At 67.3% G+C, this 17,165-nt stretch carries 12 protein-coding genes; 5 read left to right on the forward strand and 7 right to left on the reverse strand.

The window, feature by feature from the left end; all coding sequences use genetic code 11:
- Positions 1–71: 71 nt before the first annotated feature.
- Complete coding sequence (locus KRR38_RS14020) at positions 72–4,316, reverse strand: translocation/assembly module TamB domain-containing protein (protein WP_254514795.1); 4,245 nt, start codon at positions 4,314–4,316, stop codon at positions 72–74.
- Entirely contained in the window at positions 4,316–6,592 is a 2,277-nt protein-coding gene (locus tag KRR38_RS14025; protein ID WP_254515353.1) for a BamA/TamA family outer membrane protein, read from the reverse strand. The genes KRR38_RS14020 and KRR38_RS14025 overlap by 1 nt, the downstream gene beginning before the upstream one ends.
- A 356-nt stretch (positions 6,593–6,948) precedes the next feature.
- Here KRR38_RS14025 and KRR38_RS14030 point away from each other — a divergent pair, with 356 nt between their 5' ends.
- The 5 genes from KRR38_RS14030 to KRR38_RS14050 are packed head-to-tail and all read left to right on the forward strand — an operon-like array spanning position 6,949 to position 12,838.
- Positions 6,949–7,956: a 2-oxoadipate dioxygenase/decarboxylase family protein gene (locus KRR38_RS14030; protein ID WP_217402462.1), complete on the forward strand. Its 1,008-nt coding sequence runs from the start codon at positions 6,949–6,951 to the stop codon at positions 7,954–7,956.
- Positions 7,953–9,374 (forward strand): succinylglutamate-semialdehyde dehydrogenase, encoded by a 1,422-nt coding sequence (gene astD / locus KRR38_RS14035; protein ID WP_217402464.1) that lies wholly within the window; start codon positions 7,953–7,955, stop codon positions 9,372–9,374. The genes KRR38_RS14030 and astD overlap by 4 nt, the downstream gene beginning before the upstream one ends.
- Positions 9,371–10,567, forward strand: a complete 1,197-nt coding sequence (locus KRR38_RS14040; RefSeq protein WP_217402466.1) for a hydrolase — start codon at positions 9,371–9,373, stop codon at positions 10,565–10,567. Before astD ends, KRR38_RS14040 begins: the two co-directional genes overlap by 4 nt.
- A 10-nt stretch (positions 10,568–10,577) precedes the next feature.
- Positions 10,578–11,588: an arginine N-succinyltransferase gene (locus tag KRR38_RS14045; protein ID WP_217402468.1), complete on the forward strand. Its 1,011-nt coding sequence runs from the start codon at positions 10,578–10,580 to the stop codon at positions 11,586–11,588.
- Positions 11,585–12,838, forward strand: a complete 1,254-nt coding sequence (locus tag KRR38_RS14050; RefSeq protein WP_217402471.1) for an N-succinylarginine dihydrolase — start codon at positions 11,585–11,587, stop codon at positions 12,836–12,838. Before KRR38_RS14045 ends, KRR38_RS14050 begins: the two co-directional genes overlap by 4 nt.
- 128 nt (positions 12,839–12,966) lie before the next feature.
- Here KRR38_RS14050 and KRR38_RS14055 read toward each other — a convergent pair whose 3' ends face one another.
- The 5 genes from KRR38_RS14055 to phhA are packed head-to-tail and all read right to left on the reverse strand — an operon-like array spanning position 12,967 to position 17,115.
- A complete protein-coding gene (locus KRR38_RS14055) occupies positions 12,967–13,965 on the reverse strand; it encodes a fumarylacetoacetate hydrolase family protein (RefSeq protein WP_217402474.1) in 999 nt (332 codons plus the stop codon).
- Positions 13,962–14,603 (reverse strand): maleylacetoacetate isomerase, encoded by a 642-nt coding sequence (gene maiA, locus KRR38_RS14060; protein WP_217402476.1) that lies wholly within the window; start codon positions 14,601–14,603, stop codon positions 13,962–13,964. The genes KRR38_RS14055 and maiA overlap by 4 nt, the downstream gene beginning before the upstream one ends.
- Positions 14,604–15,164 (reverse strand): VOC family protein, encoded by a 561-nt coding sequence (locus KRR38_RS14065; RefSeq protein WP_217402478.1) that lies wholly within the window; start codon positions 15,162–15,164, stop codon positions 14,604–14,606.
- A complete protein-coding gene (gene hppD / locus KRR38_RS14070) occupies positions 15,161–16,243 on the reverse strand; it encodes a 4-hydroxyphenylpyruvate dioxygenase (RefSeq protein WP_217402480.1) in 1,083 nt (360 codons plus the stop codon). Before hppD ends, KRR38_RS14065 begins: the two co-directional genes overlap by 4 nt.
- On the reverse strand, positions 16,240–17,115 hold the full coding sequence (gene phhA, locus KRR38_RS14075; RefSeq protein WP_254514796.1) for a phenylalanine 4-monooxygenase: 876 nt from the start codon (positions 17,113–17,115) through the stop codon (positions 16,240–16,242). Before phhA ends, hppD begins: the two co-directional genes overlap by 4 nt.
- Between the last annotated feature and the right edge of the window lie 50 nt (positions 17,116–17,165).

Consider the following 17,165-nt stretch of genomic DNA (forward strand, 5'->3'; position numbering starts at 1 on the left):
CGGCATACACCACCGCCCGGCCCCCTCTTCTGAAGACGAGGGGGAGGAAAGTGCGCTACCTTGCCCGCGCATCAGTAGTTTTTCCGCACGCGCAGGTTGAAGCTCGTCGTGCCCGAGCCGCCCGCCTGGCTCAGCAGCGACAGCCACTTGGTCAGCGCGATTTCGAGCTGGGTGGCGGTGAAGCCGCGCGCGTCGGTGATCAGTTCGACATAGATGTCGTCGGTGATGTACTGGCCAGCCGCCAGAGCGGTGCCGCGGCCGGTGGCCTCGTCGGGCGAGAGGATGCGCAGCCGGCTGATGCCCGTCGCCGAGCGCAGCTTGCCCATCGGACTGAGCCCGCCGCCCGAGGCACGCAGCGAATTGAGCGAGGCGGCGAGCTGCACCGCCTGGATCGGCGAGATCGAGGTGACCGAGCTGCCGAACAGGATGCGCGAGAGAATCTCGTCCTGCGGCAGGCCCGGCGTGGACGAGAAGGTGACCTGCGGGTTGTAGGCGCGGCCGGCGACGTTGACGTTGACCGTCACGTCCTCGATGTCCTCGCTCGCGGTCATGGCGACGATCGGGTCGATCGTCTTGCCGCCGGTGAAGGTGACGCGGCCCTCGGTCAGCTCGAAATTGTGGCTGGCGAAGCCCAGCGTGCCACGGATCAGCTCGACATCGCCGCTCAGGCTCGGCGCGGCGCTGGTGCCGGCCAGATGGAAGTTCGCCCGCCATTCGGATTCCAGCCCCATGCCCGAGACGTAGAGCCGTTCCGGCGCGGTGAGATCGAGGTCGAGGCGGATGTTGCTGAACAGGCCGGGCGTCGGCTTCTCGGGCTCGTCGGTGGTGAAGCGCTGCCGCCGCGGGGTCTTGAAGCGCACCCCGGTGAGCTCGGGAACCTGCGCCGCGCCCTGGCGAATGATCTCGTAGCGCGTCTCGGGCAGGACGATCTTGCCCTGGAGCAGCGCGGTCTGGTTCGCCACCTTGGTCAGGTGGAGCTGGCCCGTGGCCGAGGCCGAAACCGCCGAGCTACGCGCAAGCTGCGCATTGTTCATCGTCACCGAGACATCCATCGGATAGCCCTGCTCGGCCGCCAGGCTCACCATGCCCGAGGCGCTCAAGGTGCCGGTGCCGGCATTGGCGGTCAGCTTCTCGATCTGGAAGCTGCTGCCGCTGAACCGGCCCGCCAGCGCCATATTGGTCAGCTTGGTGCCGTAGATCTGGTTCTCGTAGGTCAGGTTGTTCGCGCGTACGACGCCATTGAGGCAGGGGGCGGAAAGCCGGCACGAGAAGTCCGCCGCCAGCCCGATCGGGCCCGAGAGCTGTTGCTGCGAGAGACCGACGAAGGAGAACAGCGTATCGGCTGGCCCGTTGTAACGGATGCCGCCGCCTAGCGGCGCGCCCATCAGTCGCTGCACCCAGGGACCCGCACCCGGCGGCAGCGGGCGCAGCGAGGCCTGCATCCGGCCGATCACGCTGCCGCGCTGGCGGAACACCGCGCGTGCCTCGCCGCCGTCGGCATAGAGCCGGCCGACGAAATTGGCGTCGACCGGGGCACTGACCGAAACCGCGGTGGTGCGGGTGAAATCGTCGATCGTCAGCCGGGCATCGGCGCGCGGGAAGGCATCGGGGCTGGACTGCTCGAAGTCGAGGCTGCCCGTGGCGCTGCCGCCGACGCCGATCGCCGGGATGAAGGCATTGACCAGGCTCATGTCGAAGCTGTCGAGCCGGCTCTCGATCTTCAGGCCCGTTCCGTAAGTGCCGGCCAGGCGGACGTTGCCCTTGCCGAAGTCGATCCGCGTCGGCAGCAGTTCGTATTCCTTGGTGCCGGGGATGACCCGCGCCGGTGTCGTCGTCTTGAACGGCAGGCCGCGGATCGAGCCGTCGATCATCGCGCGCCACAGCTTGGGCTCGAGATCGGCATTGGCGGCGATGCGGAACGGCACGCCGGTATAGCCGCGCGCCAGCAACTTGGCGTGGCCATGCCCGTCGCGGTAATCGACGATCACCCGCGCCTCGCGCAGGCTGAGCTGGCTGATGCGGGTATCGGCGATCTGCACGTCGGCCACGATCCAGGGCTTCTGGTAAAGCACCACGCGCGCATCGACGATGGCAGAACCGATCGCCAGATTGCCCGGCCCCGGCAGCACGGTGTCGTTGGCGCGGACGTTGATCAGCGCCTCCTGGTACTTGCCCTGGGCCTCGAGCCGTACGAGCCCGCCGAGGCCGTTGCCCTTGGCGGTCAGTTGCCCGACGAAAGGCCCGGCCGGCGTCTGGCGCAGCGAGCCGGCAAAATCGATCCCGCCGAGGTTCGCGCTGGTGATCTCCAAGGTCGTCGCCTTGCCCGTGCCGAGGATGACGTCGGCGGTCAGCGGGCCGTAGTCGGTGTCGCCGGTCGCCTTGAGCCGGTACCCGCCCGTCGCGGTCGTGATATCGGCATTGAGATTGGCAAGGCCGATACCCAGCCCCGGCCGGTCGGCGGCAACCGTGGCGCGCAGGTTGTTCATCGTTCCTGCGACCTTGACTCCCATCTTGCCATACTGCCGGTGCACGGCGTCGGCATTGAGCACGATCTGGCCATTGGGCGCATAGGAGCCCTGCCCGCCGACGACGCGCAGTTCGGGCGCTTCCAATCGCAGGCCCGAGAAGCGGATCAGCCCGTCGGGACCATAGGCGACGTTGCCTGAGGCGACGAGATTGCCGCCGAGGAAGCTTTTGATCCCCTCGTTGGTCAGCCGCGTCGAGCGAGCGCGGACCTTGCCCGCAAGCACGAAGCCGTTGGGAACGGACTTGAGATCGACATTGGTATCGACGTTGAAAATGCCGACGCTTTCGACCTTGTAGTTGTCGATCTTGCCGTTGATCGCGCCGGTATAGAGTCCCTTCGAGGCATCGGCGAGCAGGATCATCTTCGCGTCGATGCGGTCCGAGCGGATGCGCATGTTGTCCGAGAGAATACGCGGCCAGTCGATCGCGAGGTCACCGTCGAGCCGGACATTGGCGAGTTGCCCGCCCGCGACCGTATCGAGCCCGGTGATCCGCGCCGCGTGGGCGGCGACCGGGATGATAATCTTGTCGGCATCGACACGCGCCGCGCCGCTGGCGGTAAAGCGGTCGAGCCCCATGTCGTTCATCACGATACGGTCGGCATTGAGTACATATTCGGCCTTGGGCCTGGCCATCGCCCCGTTCAGTGTGAGCTGGGCGCGCATGTTGCTGCCGCTGAGATTGGGCGCGATCGCCGAGGGCCGCAGCAGCGCGAAGCCGATCCTGAAGTCATCGAAGCTGTTGTCCGACAGGTCGACCCCGCCCTTGGCAGTGAGCCCCATCGCCGGGCCGGACAGCGTTCCGTCGACCTGGGCGCGGCGTTCCTTGAGCACCGCGGTCAGGTCGATCGCGTTCTCCGGGCCGAGCAGGTTCGCGGTGGCCCCATTGACCAGCCGCGCGAGCTTGGCCGGGCCCTTGACCGCGAAAGTCCCGTCGCGCGCGGTCAGCGCCAGGCGCATGAATTCCTTGCCGTCGAGATCGGCGTCGAACTTGCCGTTCCAGTTCTTCCAGTCGCCGCGCCCGTCGATCCGCACCGCCAGCGGCTGGGTCAGGCCTGACAGCGAGGTGATCAGGCCGCTCTTGGGCGCGTCGAGGGTGAGCTTGAAATCGAGCCGGTTCTGGTCGGGCACGGCATCGAGCACGAGTGCCAGCCGATCGCCGCCTCCGACCTTACCTCCTCCAGCGATAGCCGCCCCGTCGAACCAGACCTGCGCCCGGCCCGAGGCGATATGCGCGCGCCCGTCGAGCCGGAAAATGCGGCGCTCGCCCGAAACGGCGGGCTCGGCGACGAAGCGGTCGACGCGCAGCTTGCCGATGTCGATGTCGATGTTCGGCAGCAGCGGCCCCTGCGTGGTCGTCGGCTTCAACGCGGGGCCGCGGCGCAGCAGCATGCGCTGGGCGGTCAGCGAGCGGACGTCGACGTGGTTCTTGAGGTATGAGAACGGCCGCCAGTCGACCTTCACTTCGGGCGAGAACAGAAACTCGCCCTTCTGGTCCGAGACCGAAAGCCCACGCAGCACCATGGCGCCGTAGATCGAGCCGTCGATCCGGCTGACCTTGATCTTCAGCCCGCTTTCGAATTCGAGCCGCTCGATCTGGTCCGAAACGAAGCGGTGCCCCGGTCCGGTATCGAGCAGATAGACGCCGAGCGCGGCCAGCGCGGCGAAAGCCACGACCAGGCCGACCAGCCATTTGGCGATCGTCAGCGACCAGTTGCGGCGCCGGACGACGACCACCTCGGGTTCGCCTTCGGGTACGGCCATTTCGGCGGGAGGCTCGTCGCTCGCCATCAGAACGCCTGCCCGATCGAGACATATACGCTCACCCGCGCCTCGCCCGCGCGCCTGTTGATCGGCGTCGCGACGTCGAGCCGGATCGGGCCGAAATTGGTGTAGAAGCGCCCGCCGATGCCGACTCCGTAGCGCAGGTCGGAGAACTGCGGCATCGTGCTCTCATAGGACTGGCCCACGTCGACGAAGCCGACCACGCCGTAGTTGCCGAAGCGGTAGCGCGCCTCGAACGCCGCCTCGTTGACACTGCGTCCACCGACGGGATCGCCATTGGGGTCGAGCGGCCCTAGCTTCTGATAGCCAAAGCCGCGCACCGAGCCGCCGCCGCCGGCATAGAACCGCCGCGACGGCGCGATGTCGTTGCGCGCCGCGCCCTGGATCGTGCCCAGCCGCACGCGGCCCGCCAGCACGAAACCGTCGCCGACCGGGTAATAACCCGAAGCGTCGAGCAGCGCGCGGACGTAGGGGGTGAAGCCGCTCTCCAGCGAGCCCTCGGGCTGGACCAGCAGAGTCGCGCGGTAGCCCTTGGTCGGGTTCAGCAGGTCGTCGCTGCGATCGAAGCCGACCTGCCCGCTCAGCGCGGCAATGTAGAAGGTCCGGCGCTGGCGTGCGCCTACGGAGAAATCGTAGTCCTTCTCACCCGTCGCCAGCACTTCGGCACCGATCGCATAGGTCAGCTTCTTCTGCCAGAGCGGCGTCGAAGCGCGGCTCATACGCACGGCAAGGCGGCCGGTATAGGCGTTGTAGGCGTCGTAGTCGCTGTGCAGTGCCTCGGCGGTCACCTCGAAGGTGCGGTCGCGCTGGCCGGCGTTCGAGCGGCGGAAGGTCACCCCGGCGCCCTGCTCCTGCGTGCCCGCGACGCCGTGGACGATCAGCGCACCTTCCGGGCGGAACATGTTGCGGTGCGTCCAGGACCCGTCGAGACGGAAGCCCTGGCCCGTACCGTAGCCAACCGTCCCCGCAATCGTGCGCGGCGGGCCGTCGTCCTGGGTGACCAGCACCGTGACATATTCGGTGTCGTCGCCCGCCGGCTGCCCTTCGACCTTCTGATTGGTCCGCTGCGGCTCGGTGGCGACCGCGGAGAACAGCCCCGTCGCGACCATCGCCTGGCGCAGGTCGTCGAGCTTGCGGCTGTCGTAGAGGTCGCCGCGCTTGAACCGCGCCAGCACGCCGACATGCTTGGCGTCGAAGGCCAGCGAACCCGTCGTGGTGATGTCGCCGAACCGCGCGCGTGGGCCGACAGTAACCGGCAGGGTATAGTCGCCCTTGCCCGTGTCACGGTCGAGCAGGATGTCGCGGTCGCCCAGTTCCGCGAAGGGATAGCCATTCTCGGGCAGCGCCAGCGCCACCTGCGCCTCGGCCCCCTGCACGCGCACCGCGACGATCGGCTCGCCGACCTTGAGCGCGAGGTTCTTCGAGATCAGGTCGGGCGGCACCGTCGGCGGCGCCTGGACGGTGATCGAACCGAGCGCATAGCGCTTGCCCGGCGTCACATCGAGCACCGCGGTCAGCGGCTGGCTGGCCGCCCCCTCACCCTGCAAGGTGCCGCGGTCGATCCGTATCCGCACGCGGGCGTCGTACCAGCCCTCGGAGGCGAGGATCTTCTCCAGCAGCACCCGGTCCTCGGTCAGCCGCGCCGAAACCATCGCGGCATTGGCCGCCTTGCCCTTGCCGTCCTTTAGCGCCGAAAGACCGTTGAACAGGCCGTAGAGATCGGTCTCGGTCTCCTCGTCCGCCTTCTCCAGCCCGTTGAGCTGCACCGAATAGGCGACCTCCGCCGCCTTGGTGTCCTCGGCCTCGTGCGCGAACTGGATCGGCTCGACCTGGAACTGGTCGAGCGGTTCGAGCGGCTTGGTCAATTCGGCATCGTCGATCGGCGCATCGCCGATCTGCTCGGTCGCGGTCTTGCCGGCCAGAGCCGGATCGCCTGCCGGCGGTACCTCACCCGCCTTTGGGCCCTTCTCGGGTTTGGCCCCGGCCTGCTTGGCTGCGATCGCGCGCTCAAACTGCTCGATCGATTCGAGCGGACGATTGAGCTCGGGATCGTCGGCGACATCGAGCGAGGGCATCGCCTTGTTGAATCGGTCGTTCTCGATGATCGGATCGACCGCGGGCAGATCGGTGCCAGGTGGCGGCGCCGGAATGGGCAGCTTGCCGGCTTCGAGGGTGCTTTCAGGTGGCGCATTGGCCGCATCCTGAGTCACCGGGCTCTGGGCCGCGGAGCTTTGGGAGGCCGCATCCTGCGCCCAAGCGGGAAGCGCAGCCAAGGCCAGCATCGCCGCGACAAGGCTGGCACAGGCATCGAACCGTCTGGGGTTGCGCAGGGACCCTTTTCTGTCGCTGACCCGGTACTGCATAACCCCCATCGAACCGCCCGGCACGAGGGTTATTCCAGCCCCGCCCATCAAAACCCTAAGCGCTCTTTGGCACGGAAAGTTCCCTCTGCACACAAGCGGCCGCCATCTTCCCCCCACCTCGCCGCTCGGCACAACCGCATAAATCAGCCCGATACAACCCTTTAGCGCCAGGACGGGACAGCCGAGCGGCGCCCTTAGCAAGGGGTTGAACAATTCCTACATGAGCAGATGATGGCACGGCGGCTTTCGCCGCGCGAGGACAAGCCGGAGTTCGCATGATCCCTCAAGGCAGCGCGGTTCTGGAACCGGTTGCGGCACTGCTCGGCGAAGCGCGCGCCGGGGTAATTCTCGCGGGTCTGGAAATCGATCCCCTGCTGGCGAAAGCGGATGGCGTTACCCGCGCTCAGGCCGCCATGGCGCTCAACGCCGTGCTCTTCGCGCAATTGCTGGACCGCGTACCGACCGCCGCGCGCTATGCCGCCGCGGTCTTCGCTGAGGGGCGGCAGATCTGCTTCGACCACGGCGCACTCCGCACGATCGACGGCGCGACCGGCACCCTGCCCCGCGGCCGCGGGGCCTTCGCCAGACTGCTGGAACCGCTCGGCTACCGCGTCGGCGGGGTCTATCCGCTGCCGCGGTTGAAGATGACCGGCCACGTCTTCACCCACGCCGATTTCCCCGAGACGGTGCCGCAATTCTTCGTCAGCGAGCTGCATGTCGAGCAATTGCCCGAAAGCGCCCAAGCCGCGGCGCAGAAGGTTTTCGGCGCCTCGGCCGATCCGCTGGACGGCGCGGCGCGGTCCATGCTCGATGCCCTGGCGCGCGACGGCCGCTGCACACCGGAACAGGCTTCGGCAGGCCTGCCCGCACTGGTCGGAGCCTTCGGCCGCCACCACGCCGACCCCGCACTGTCCGATTACGAAGCGCTGCTCGAACACTCGGCCGAAGCCGCCTGGATGGCCACCGAAGGCAATGCCTTCAACCACGCGACCGACCGCGTGCCCGACGTGGAGGCACTCGCGGCCACGCTGAAGGACCAGGGCTATCCGCTGAAACCTGCGGTCGAGCATTCGACCAATGGCCGCGTCCACCAGACGGCATTCCTGGCGGACAAGGTCATGCGGATTTTCATCGGCGCAGACGGCCAGCCGGTCACCCGCGAAGTACCCGGCTCGTTCTACGAATTCATCACTCGCGATCTCGATCCGACCACGGGCAGGCTCGACCTGAGCTTCGACAGCGGCAACGCCACTGGCATCTTCGCCATGACGGAGGCGCGATGAGCGGCGCTCTACAATCGTTCGATCCGGCGACGGGCGCAGTGGTCTGGGAAGGACCCGCCACCACGCCCGAAGCGGTCGCCCGCGCGGTCGAAACCGCGCGCGCTGCCTTTCCCGCCTGGTCCAGTACCCCGCTCGCCGAGCGTATTGTCATCGCCCGCGGCTACAAGGCAGAGCTCGAAGCGCGCAGCGACGCGCTGGCCCGGCTGATCGCACGCGAAACTGGCAAGCCGCTCTGGGAAGGCAAGGGCGAAGTCGCCTCGATGATCGGTAAGGTCGAACTGTCGATCGCAGCCCAGGCCGAGCGTTCAGGCGAGAAGCATAGCGCCACGGCTTTCGGCGAGGCTGTGCTGCGCCACCATCCGCACGGCGTCATGGCGGTGCTCGGCCCTTACAATTTCCCCGGCCACCTGCCCAACGGCCACATCGTCCCGGCGCTGCTCGCGGGCAACACGGTGGTGTTCAAACCCTCCGAGCTGACCCCGGCAGTGGGCGAGGCGATGGCCGAGGCCTGGCGCGCGGCAGGCGTGCCGGACGGTGTGTTCACCGTCGTCCAGGGTGCGCGCGATACCGGCGCAGCGCTGACCGGCGCCGATATCGACGGGCTGCTGTTCACCGGCTCGGCGGCGACCGGCGCGCATTTCCGGCGGCTGTTCGCCGATCGGCCCAAGGTGATCCTCGCGCTCGAACTCGGCGGCAACAATCCGCTGGTGGTCTGGGACGGCAACGCGCTCGAAGCTGCAGGGTTGGTCGTCCAGTCGGCCTACACAACTAGCGGCCAGCGCTGCTCCTGCGCGCGGCGGCTGATCCTTCCCGAGGGCGCCTTCGGGGACGCCGTGGTCGATAAGGTCGCCACCCTGGCCGGCCGACTGCGCATCGGCGCCTGGGATGACGAGCCCGCACCCTATATGGGACCGCTGGTCTCGCCCGAAGCCGCGGCCGGCGCGCGTGCGCAGGTCGGACGGCTGCTCGATCTCGGCGCGAAAGCGATCCGTCCGCTCGAGGCAGTCGGCAATCGCCGCGAGACTTTCGTCACGCCGGCGCTGCTTGATGTCACCGGCCTCGCCGTGCCCGACGAAGAGATCTTCGCGCCCGTCCTCCAGGTTACCCGCGTCGCCAGCTTCAACGAAGCAATCGCCGCCGCCAACGCCACGCGCTTCGGCCTCGCCGCCGGGCTGGTCAGCGGCGACGACGCGCTATGGCAACGCTTCGTCGGCGAGATCCGCGCGGGCGTGGTCAACCGCAACCGGCCGACCACCGGCGCATCGGGCGGCATGCCGTTCGGCGGCCTCGGCGATTCCGGCAACCACCGCCCGAGCGCCTATTACGCCGCCGACTACTGCGCCTATCCGATCGCCAGCTTCGAAGCCGCGCAGCCCGCCGGGAACCTCGATGCGCTGAGGGACATGCTCCACCCATGAGGCGCGAGGAGGTCCAGCTGATCGAGCCGATCGAAGAGGCGCCGATGCGCGATCAGGTGCTCGCGTGGACCGCGATCAACAGCGGCACGGCCAATCTTGCGGGGCTGGATGCAATGGCGAACGAGCTTGCCGATGCCTTCGCCGCCCTGCCCGGCGGCGTAACGCTCGAAGCGCCTGCCGCGGTCGAAACAGTGACCACCGATGGCACGCTCGCACCCGTAGCGCATGGCCGCCACCTCGTCGTCCGCGTCCGTCCTGACGCGAAGCGGCGCGTGCTGCTGACCGGGCATATGGACACGGTCTATGCCGCCGACCATCCGTTCCAGGCGAGTGAATGGCTGGACGAGAACCGCCTACGCGGCCCAGGCTCGGCCGACATGAAGGGCGGCATCGCGCTGATGCTCGCCGGGCTCAAGGCCTTCGAGGCAGGCCTGCCGACGCTCGGCTACGACGTGATGATCAACAGCGACGAGGAAACCGGCTCCGCCTCCTCCGCAGCGCTGATCCGCGAACTGGCACAAGGCAAGATCGCAGCACTCACCTACGAGCCGGCGCTGCCCGGCGGTATCATGGCGCGGGCCCGGCCGGGCTCGGGCAATTTCTCCGCCGTGGTCACCGGCCACGCAGCGCACGCCGGACGCAATCCCGAGGACGGGCGCAATGCCGTCGTTGCCGCCGCGGACCTCGCGTTGCGGCTGGCGCAGGCGCGGCATCCGGCGCTCTCGATCAATCCCGCGAAGATCGACGGCGGCGGTCCGAACAACATCGTCCCCGCGAAGGCGGTGCTGCGCTTCAACCTGCGCCCACAAGGCCCCCAGCACGCCGCCGAGGCGCAGGCGCTGATCGAACGGCTAATCGTTGCGATCGCCGACGAGCACGATGTCGCGATCCACCTCCATGGCAGCTTCGGCCGGCCGCCCAAGCCGATCACGCCCGAGGCCGAACGCCTGTTCGCGCTGGTATCCGATGCCGCCAGCGATCTCGGCGAAGCGCTGCAGTGGCAGGACACCGGCGGCGTCTGCGACGGCAACAACATCGCCGCCTGCGGCGTGCCCGTGCTCGACACGATGGGCGCTCGCGGCGACTTCATCCATTCGCCGCAGGAATATCTCGATGTCGACTCGCTCGTACCGCGCGCGAAGCTGACCACACTGGTGCTGCACCGGATCGAGAAGGGGGGCGCATACCCATGAGATTTGGCCCATGACCTTCGTCCTGCGCGCCGCGCGTACCGGCGATCTCGCGGCGCTCTACCAGATGGCCAAGAGCACCGGCGGCGGCTTCACCAACCTGCCGCCCGACCGGCCGACGCTCAAAGCCAAGCTCGCACGGGCCGACGCCTCGTTCACCCGAACCGCGCCCGAAGTCGGCGACGACCTGTTCCTGTTCGTGCTCGAGGACAACACCACGGGCCAAGTGCGCGGGACCTGCCAGATCTTCTCCAAGATCGGCTCGACCTGGCCGTTCTATTCGTACCGGATCACCAGCTTCACCCAATATTCGAAGGAGCTCGACCGGACGATCCGCGCCGAGATGCTCGTGCTTTCGACCGACCTCGACGGGGCCAGCGAAGTCGGCGGGCTGTTCCTCATGCCCGGCGACCGCTCGGCCGGCGCGGGGGCGCTGCTCGCGCGCAGCCGCTACCTGTTCATGAAGATGCACCGCCCGCGCTTCGCCGAACGCACCCTGGCCGAGCTGCGCGGGGCGCACGACGAGACCGGCGGCTCGCCGTTCTGGGACGGCGTCGCCGGACGCTTTTTCGGCATGAGCTTCCGCGAGGCCGACGAGTTCAACGCCACGCGCGGCAACCAGTTCATCGCCGACCTCATGCCCAAGCATCCGATCTACACCGCGCTGCTGCCCGAAACCGCGCTCGCGGTGATCGGCGCACCGCACCAGTCGGGCCGCGCGGCGCAGCGCATGCTCGAGAACGAGGGCTTCGCCTACGAATGCTACATCGACATCTTCGACGGCGGCCCGACGATGACCGTGCAGACCGACCAGATCGCGACGATCAAGGCCACGCGCGAGGCGGAAGTTGTCGGGATTGCCGACGAAGGCGAGGAATGCCTCATCGCTCGGGGCGAACTGTCCGCCTTTCGCGCCTGTTGCGGCCGGATCGCGGCTGCGGCGGGCGGTATAAGCATCAGCCACGAAGCCGCCGTGGCACTCGGCGTTTCGGTCGGCGATACCGTGACCTACGTGCCGCGATGAGCCTCGTCGAGATCAATTTCGACGGGATCGTCGGACCGAGCCACAACTTCGCCGGCCTCAGCCTCGGCAACCTCGCCGCCACGGCAAACGCCGGAAAAGTCGCCCACCCCAGAGAAGCGGCGCTGCAGGGCCTGGCCAAGATGCGCGTCAACCTCGGCCTGGGGCTGCGCCAGGGAATCCTGTTGCCCCTCGACCGCCCCGACGAGGCCTGGCTCGCCGCGCTCGGCACCAACATGCTCGGCGCCGACAATGCCTTGCGCGCCAATGCCCTGTCCGCCTCGGCGATGTGGGCAGCCAATGCCGCGACGGTCTCGCCCACCCCCGATACCGCCGACGGCCGCTGCCACCTGACCGGCGCGAACCTCGTGACGATGCCGCACCGCAGCCACGAATGGCCCGGCACGCTCGCCCAGCTCCGCCTCGCTTTCGCCGACAGCGGCCATTTCGCGGTTCACGCCCCGGTACCGCCGCCTTTCGGCGACGAAGGCGCGGCGAACCACATGCGGCTCTGCGCAGGGCACGGTGCACCGGGCGTCGAAGTCTTCGTCTATGGCGAAACCGGCGGCCCCTTCCCTGCCCGCCAGCATCGCGAGGCTAGCGCCGCCGTGGCGCGGCTCCACGGGCTCGATCCGGCGCGGACGATTTTCGCCCCGCAATCGCCCGAGGCGATCGCCGCCGGCGCCTTTCACAACGACGTCGTCGCGGTGGCGAACGAGCGCGTGCTGCTGGCGCACGAACAGGCCTTCGCCGATCCGGCTGCTCTTTACGAGGCTCTGCGGATGAAACTGCCCGAGGTCGAGATCATTGAAGTGCCGGCATCGGCCGTGAGCCTTGCCGATGCGATTTCGTCCTATCTGTTCAACGCCCAGCTCGTCACCCTGCCCGAAGGCGGCATGGCGCTGATCCTCCCCACCGAAGCGCAAACCAACACCCGCGTCTGGTCGTGGCTCGAGGGGCTGATTGCACGCAACGGCCCGATCCGACGGCTGGTGCCCGTCGAAGTGCGCGAATCCATGTCGAATGGCGGTGGCCCGGCCTGCCTGCGGTTGCGCGTCGTGGCCGATCCGGCGACTGTGGATCCGCGCTTTCTGGTCGACGAGGCTAAGCTGGCGCTGATCGAAGGCGTGGTCGCCGCGAGCTGGCCGGTCGAGATAGCACCAGACGATTTGAACAAGCCGGCACTATGGGCAGAAGTGCGCGGGGCGAGAACGGCGTTGCTGGAAGCTCTCGATCTCAACGCATTGCTCTGACTGTATCGTCGCCCCTGCGAAGGCAGGGGCCTAGATAAGCTCGCCTAACCAACGCTGGTCCAGCGTCAGCCTTGGATGGCCCCCTGCCTTCGCAGGGACGACGGGAATAAGTTACGCCAATCTTCCGCTCAAGCGACGACCTGGTCGATCCGGCCGAAGATCGAGGCGCCGGCATCGTCGAGCATCTCGATCGTCACCCGGTCGCCGCGGCGCAGGAACGGGGTCTTCGGGACGCCATCAGCGATCGTCTCGATCATGCGGATTTCGGCGATGCAGCTATAGCCGCGCCCGCCTTGCTCGACCGGCTTGCCCGGACCGCCGCCGGCTCCGCGGTTCGAGACAGTGCCCGAGCCGATGACCGTCCCCGCCGCCAGCGGCCGCGTCCTCGCGGCATGAGCGACGAGATCGGCCAGGCTGAACGTCGCATCCTCGCCCGCCTCGGCGCGGCCGAAGGCCTCACCGTTGAGATCGACCCGCAGCGACCGGTGCAGCCTGCCCTTGCGCCAGGCATCGCCCAACGCATCGGGAGTCACCGCCGCGGGCGAAAAGGCGGACGAAGGCTTGGACTGGAAGAAGCCGAAACCCTTGGCCAATTCGTTCGGGATCAGGTTGCGCAGCGAGACGTCGTTGCACAGCAGTACGAGCTTGATGTGACCGAGCGCGTCGGCGGACGAAACTCCCATAGGCACGTCGTCGGTGATCACCGCGATCTCGCCCTCGCAGTCGCAGCCCCAGGCCTCGTCAGCGAGCGGGATCGCCTCGCGCGGGGCGAGGAAGCTGTCCGAGCCGCCCTGGTACATCAGCGGGTCGGTGTAGAAGCTCGCCGGCACTTCGGCACCGCGCGCCTTCCGCACCAGTTCGACGTGGTTGATATAGGCGCTGCCGTCGGCCCACTGGTAGGCACGAGGCAGGGGGGAAGCACAGTTCTCTTCGAAGAAGTGCTCGCCGAAAGTCGGCTCGTTTTCGAGCCGGGCGTGGACCTCGCGCAGCGCCGGCTCCGCCGCTTCCCAGTCATCGAGCGCAGCCTGCAGTGTCGCGATGCCAGCCGGTGCGACGTAGCGCTTCAGGTCGTTCGACACGACCACCAGCCGCCCGTCCCGGCCGCCCTTGAGCGAAGCCAGCTTCATGCGCCGCCTCCGCTATCGGGCTGGTTGTCGGGATGCGCACGCACGAAAGCCGGAAGTTCGAGGCAGGCGCTCTCGATCCGCCGCATCCACGGCATGTCCGACAGGTCGAAATGGAACCGCCGCGCGTTGTAGAGCTGCGGAATCAGCACGCATTCGAACAAGCCCGGCGCGCCGAACAGGAAATCGCCGACGCCGCGGTCGGCCAGCCGCTGCTCGACCCCGCCCAGCGTCTTGGCCAGCCAGTGGTGATACCAGCGCTCGACCCCGGCCTTGTCCTGCCCGTACTCGTCGCGCAGATATTGCAGCACCGGCGAATTGAGCGGCCCGTGCAGTTCGGTGGCGATGGCATAGGCGAGTTCGCGCGCAACGAAGCGCTGGTCCCCGTCGCCGGACAGGAAGGGCGGATCGGGATAGCGCTCATCGAGCCATTCGAGGATCGGCATCGACTGGGCATAGAACCGCCCGTCGACTTCGAGTGCCGGTACACCGGCGAAGGGGTTCTTGCCGCGATAGGCCTCGCCGCGCTGTTCCTGGGCGACGATGTCTACCGGCACGGTCTCGTAGTCGAGGCCCTTGAGATTGAGCCCGATGCGGACGCGGTAGCTCGTCGAGCTGCGGTGATAGGCGTGGAGACGCACTCAGCCTTTCCCCTCTTCGGCGGCGATCTTCTCATGCAGCCAAGCCGCGTGGCGCGGCGCTTTCTTGGTCCGCGACCATTCCTCCAGCATATCGGGAGCGACGCGGTGCAATTCGCTCATCTGATCTTCGGTGCAGATGTCGCAGGCGAGTTCGAGCCGGTGGCCGTTGGGATCGAAGAAGTAGATCGACTTGAAGATGCCGTGGTGGACGGGGCCAAGCACTTCGAGCCCGCGCGCCTCGGCCCGCGCCTTGGCGGCGAGCAGGCCGTCCATGCCGTCCACCTTGAAGGCGATGTGCTGGACCCAGGCCGGCGTCGCCTCGTCGCGACCCATGTCGGGCGAGTTGGGCAGCTCGAAGAAGGCCAGGACATTACCGCCGCCGGCATCGAGGAACACATGCATGTAGGGATCGGGCGCGCCGGTGGAAGGCACTTTGTCCTCGGCGATGGCGAGCTTGAAATCCATGCCGAGCACGTCCTGGTAGAACTCGACCGTCTCGCGTGCGTCGCGGCAGCGGTAGGCGACGTGGTGGATGCCGCCGAGTTTTGGCATGTCGCTCATGATGCCTTCTCTCCGATCACGCCGCGCTTGACCTGGTCGCGCTCGATGGACTCGAACAGTGCGGTGAAATTGCCTTCGCCGAAACCCTCGTCGCCACGGCGCTCGATGAATTCGAAGAAGACCGGGCCGACTGTCGGCTGGGCGAAAATCTGCAGCAGCAGCCGCGGTTTGCCGCCTTCAGTCGTCCCGTCGAGCAGGATGCCGCGCGTCTTCAGCGCGCCCGCATCAGCGCCGTGATCGGGCAGGCGCTCGCCCAGCATCTCGTAGTACGTCTCGGGCGGCGGCGCCATGAAGGGGACGCCCGACTGCTTGAGCCGGTCCCAGGTCGCCACCAGATCGTCGCAGATCAGCGCGATGTGCTGGATACCTTCGCCGTTGAAGCTGCGCAGGAATTCCTCGATCTGACCCTTACCGCCCTCACCCTCCTGGTTGAGCGGGATGCGGATATTGCCGTCGGGCGCGGTCAGCGCCTGCGAGGTCAGGCCGGTATATTCACCCTTTATGTCGAAATGGCGGATCTCGCGGAAATTGAACAGTTTCTCGTAGTAGTCGGCCCAATAGGCCATGCGGCCGCCATAGACGTTGTGCGTCAGGTGATCGATCAGCTTGAGCCCGGCGCCGGCGGGATTGCGCTCGGCGCCGTCGATGTACCGAAAGTCGATATCGTAGATCGACGGCACGTCACCGTAGCGATCGATCAGGTAGATGATCGCATTGCCGATCCCGCGGATCGCCGGGAGGCGCAGCTCCATCGGCCCGGTCTCGACCAGAACCGGCTCGGCATTGCGGCGCAGCAGCTCGGCATAGGCATAGTGCGCGTCGCGGACGCGGAAGGCCATGCCGCAGGCACTCGGCCCATGCTCACGCGAGAAGAACCAGGCGGGGGACTGCGGCTCGTAATTGGTGATGAAGTTGATTTCGCCCTGCCGCCAGACCTCGACATCCTTCGAACGGTGGCGGGCGACGCGCGAAAAGCCCATCGCCGCGAATACAGGTTCGAGCACGCCCTTCTCGGGCGCGGAGAATTCGACGAATTCGAAGCCGTCGAGGCCGATCGGATTGTCGAACAGATCGCTCATGACTTTGCGTTCCCTCGGTAGGACCGGTCACCATCGTGAAACTCGCCAGCAGGCAGCGGCGGCGTCTCCCGCCACCGTTTATAGATCGGTCCGAAATCGAGGTCGACAAGCCCTTGCAGCAACTGCTCGAAGCTTTCGAGAACGAAGTAGCAGCTCTGGAAGCGGTCGATGTTATAGGCGGTGCGCATCACGCGAACCGGATCGAACAGCAGGCGCTGTACCTGCACGTCTTCGGTGCTGAACACCAGTTCGCCGGCCGAAGAGACGATCCCCGCACCGTAGGCCTTCAGGCCCTTCCCTTCATCGATCAGCCCGAATTCGACCGTGTACCAGTAGATCCGCGCGAGCATGTCTAGCGCGTCCATCGCAATCGCCCGCCGGCCGGCACCGCCATAGGCCTGCATGAAACTGGCGAAAGTCGGGTCGAGCAGCATCGGCACGTGACCGAAGAAGTCGTGGAAGATGTCGGGCTCGACCAGATAGTCGAGCTCGTGCTCCTCGCGGATCCAGTTGGTCACCGGGAAGCGGCGATTGGCCAGGTGATCGAAGAAGATGTCGTCCGGAATGAAACCGGGCACGGCGACGACCTGCCAGCCCGTCGCCGCGCGGAGCACGCGGCTCGTCTCGGCGAAATCGGGGATGCCCTCGGCGCAGTCGAGTGCGGCTAGGCCCGAGAGCACCTGCGGAGCAGCAAGCCGCTGCGCCAACGCGGTTTGGCGCGCATGGAGCCGGCGCCAGCGATCATGCATCTGGGGCGTATAGCGATCCCAGGCCTGGCCGATCGTATAGTCGGCCGCTGCGCCTTCGTAGTCACCGCGAAGGCTGCTTCCGCTGTTGGCGGAGGTCGGCTTCTCCATACCTGATGATACCATGAATCGGCGCGAAGTTCCGACCCCGTGATACAGCTTATGTTGTCGGGCCG

This window comes from Novosphingobium sp. G106 (assembly GCF_019075875.1).
Taxonomy (GTDB): domain Bacteria; phylum Pseudomonadota; class Alphaproteobacteria; order Sphingomonadales; family Sphingomonadaceae; genus Novosphingobium.

Bases quoted from the DNA above. Each gene is read 5' to 3' on its own strand.
- KRR38_RS14065 (WP_217402478.1), bottom strand. From the start codon at position 15,164: ATGAGCGACATGCCAAAACTCGGCGGCATCCACCACGTCGCCTACCGC.
- KRR38_RS14040 (WP_217402466.1), top strand. From the start codon at position 9,371: ATGAGGCGCGAGGAGGTCCAGCTGATCGAGCCGATCGAAGAGGCGCCG.
- KRR38_RS14055 (WP_217402474.1), bottom strand. From the start codon at position 13,965: ATGAAGCTGGCTTCGCTCAAGGGCGGCCGGGACGGGCGGCTGGTGGTC.
- hppD (WP_217402480.1), bottom strand. From the start codon at position 16,243: ATGAGCGATCTGTTCGACAATCCGATCGGCCTCGACGGCTTCGAATTC.
- KRR38_RS14025 (WP_254515353.1), bottom strand. From the start codon at position 6,592: ATGCTGGCCTTGGCTGCGCTTCCCGCTTGGGCGCAGGATGCGGCCTCC.
- KRR38_RS14045 (WP_217402468.1), top strand. From the start codon at position 10,578: ATGACCTTCGTCCTGCGCGCCGCGCGTACCGGCGATCTCGCGGCGCTC.
- KRR38_RS14020 (WP_254514795.1), bottom strand. From the start codon at position 4,316: ATGGCGAGCGACGAGCCTCCCGCCGAAATGGCCGTACCCGAAGGCGAA.
- astD (WP_217402464.1), top strand. From the start codon at position 7,953: ATGAGCGGCGCTCTACAATCGTTCGATCCGGCGACGGGCGCAGTGGTC.
- phhA (WP_254514796.1), bottom strand. From the start codon at position 17,115: ATGGTATCATCAGGTATGGAGAAGCCGACCTCCGCCAACAGCGGAAGC.
- KRR38_RS14030 (WP_217402462.1), top strand. From the start codon at position 6,949: ATGATCCCTCAAGGCAGCGCGGTTCTGGAACCGGTTGCGGCACTGCTC.
- KRR38_RS14050 (WP_217402471.1), top strand. From the start codon at position 11,585: ATGAGCCTCGTCGAGATCAATTTCGACGGGATCGTCGGACCGAGCCAC.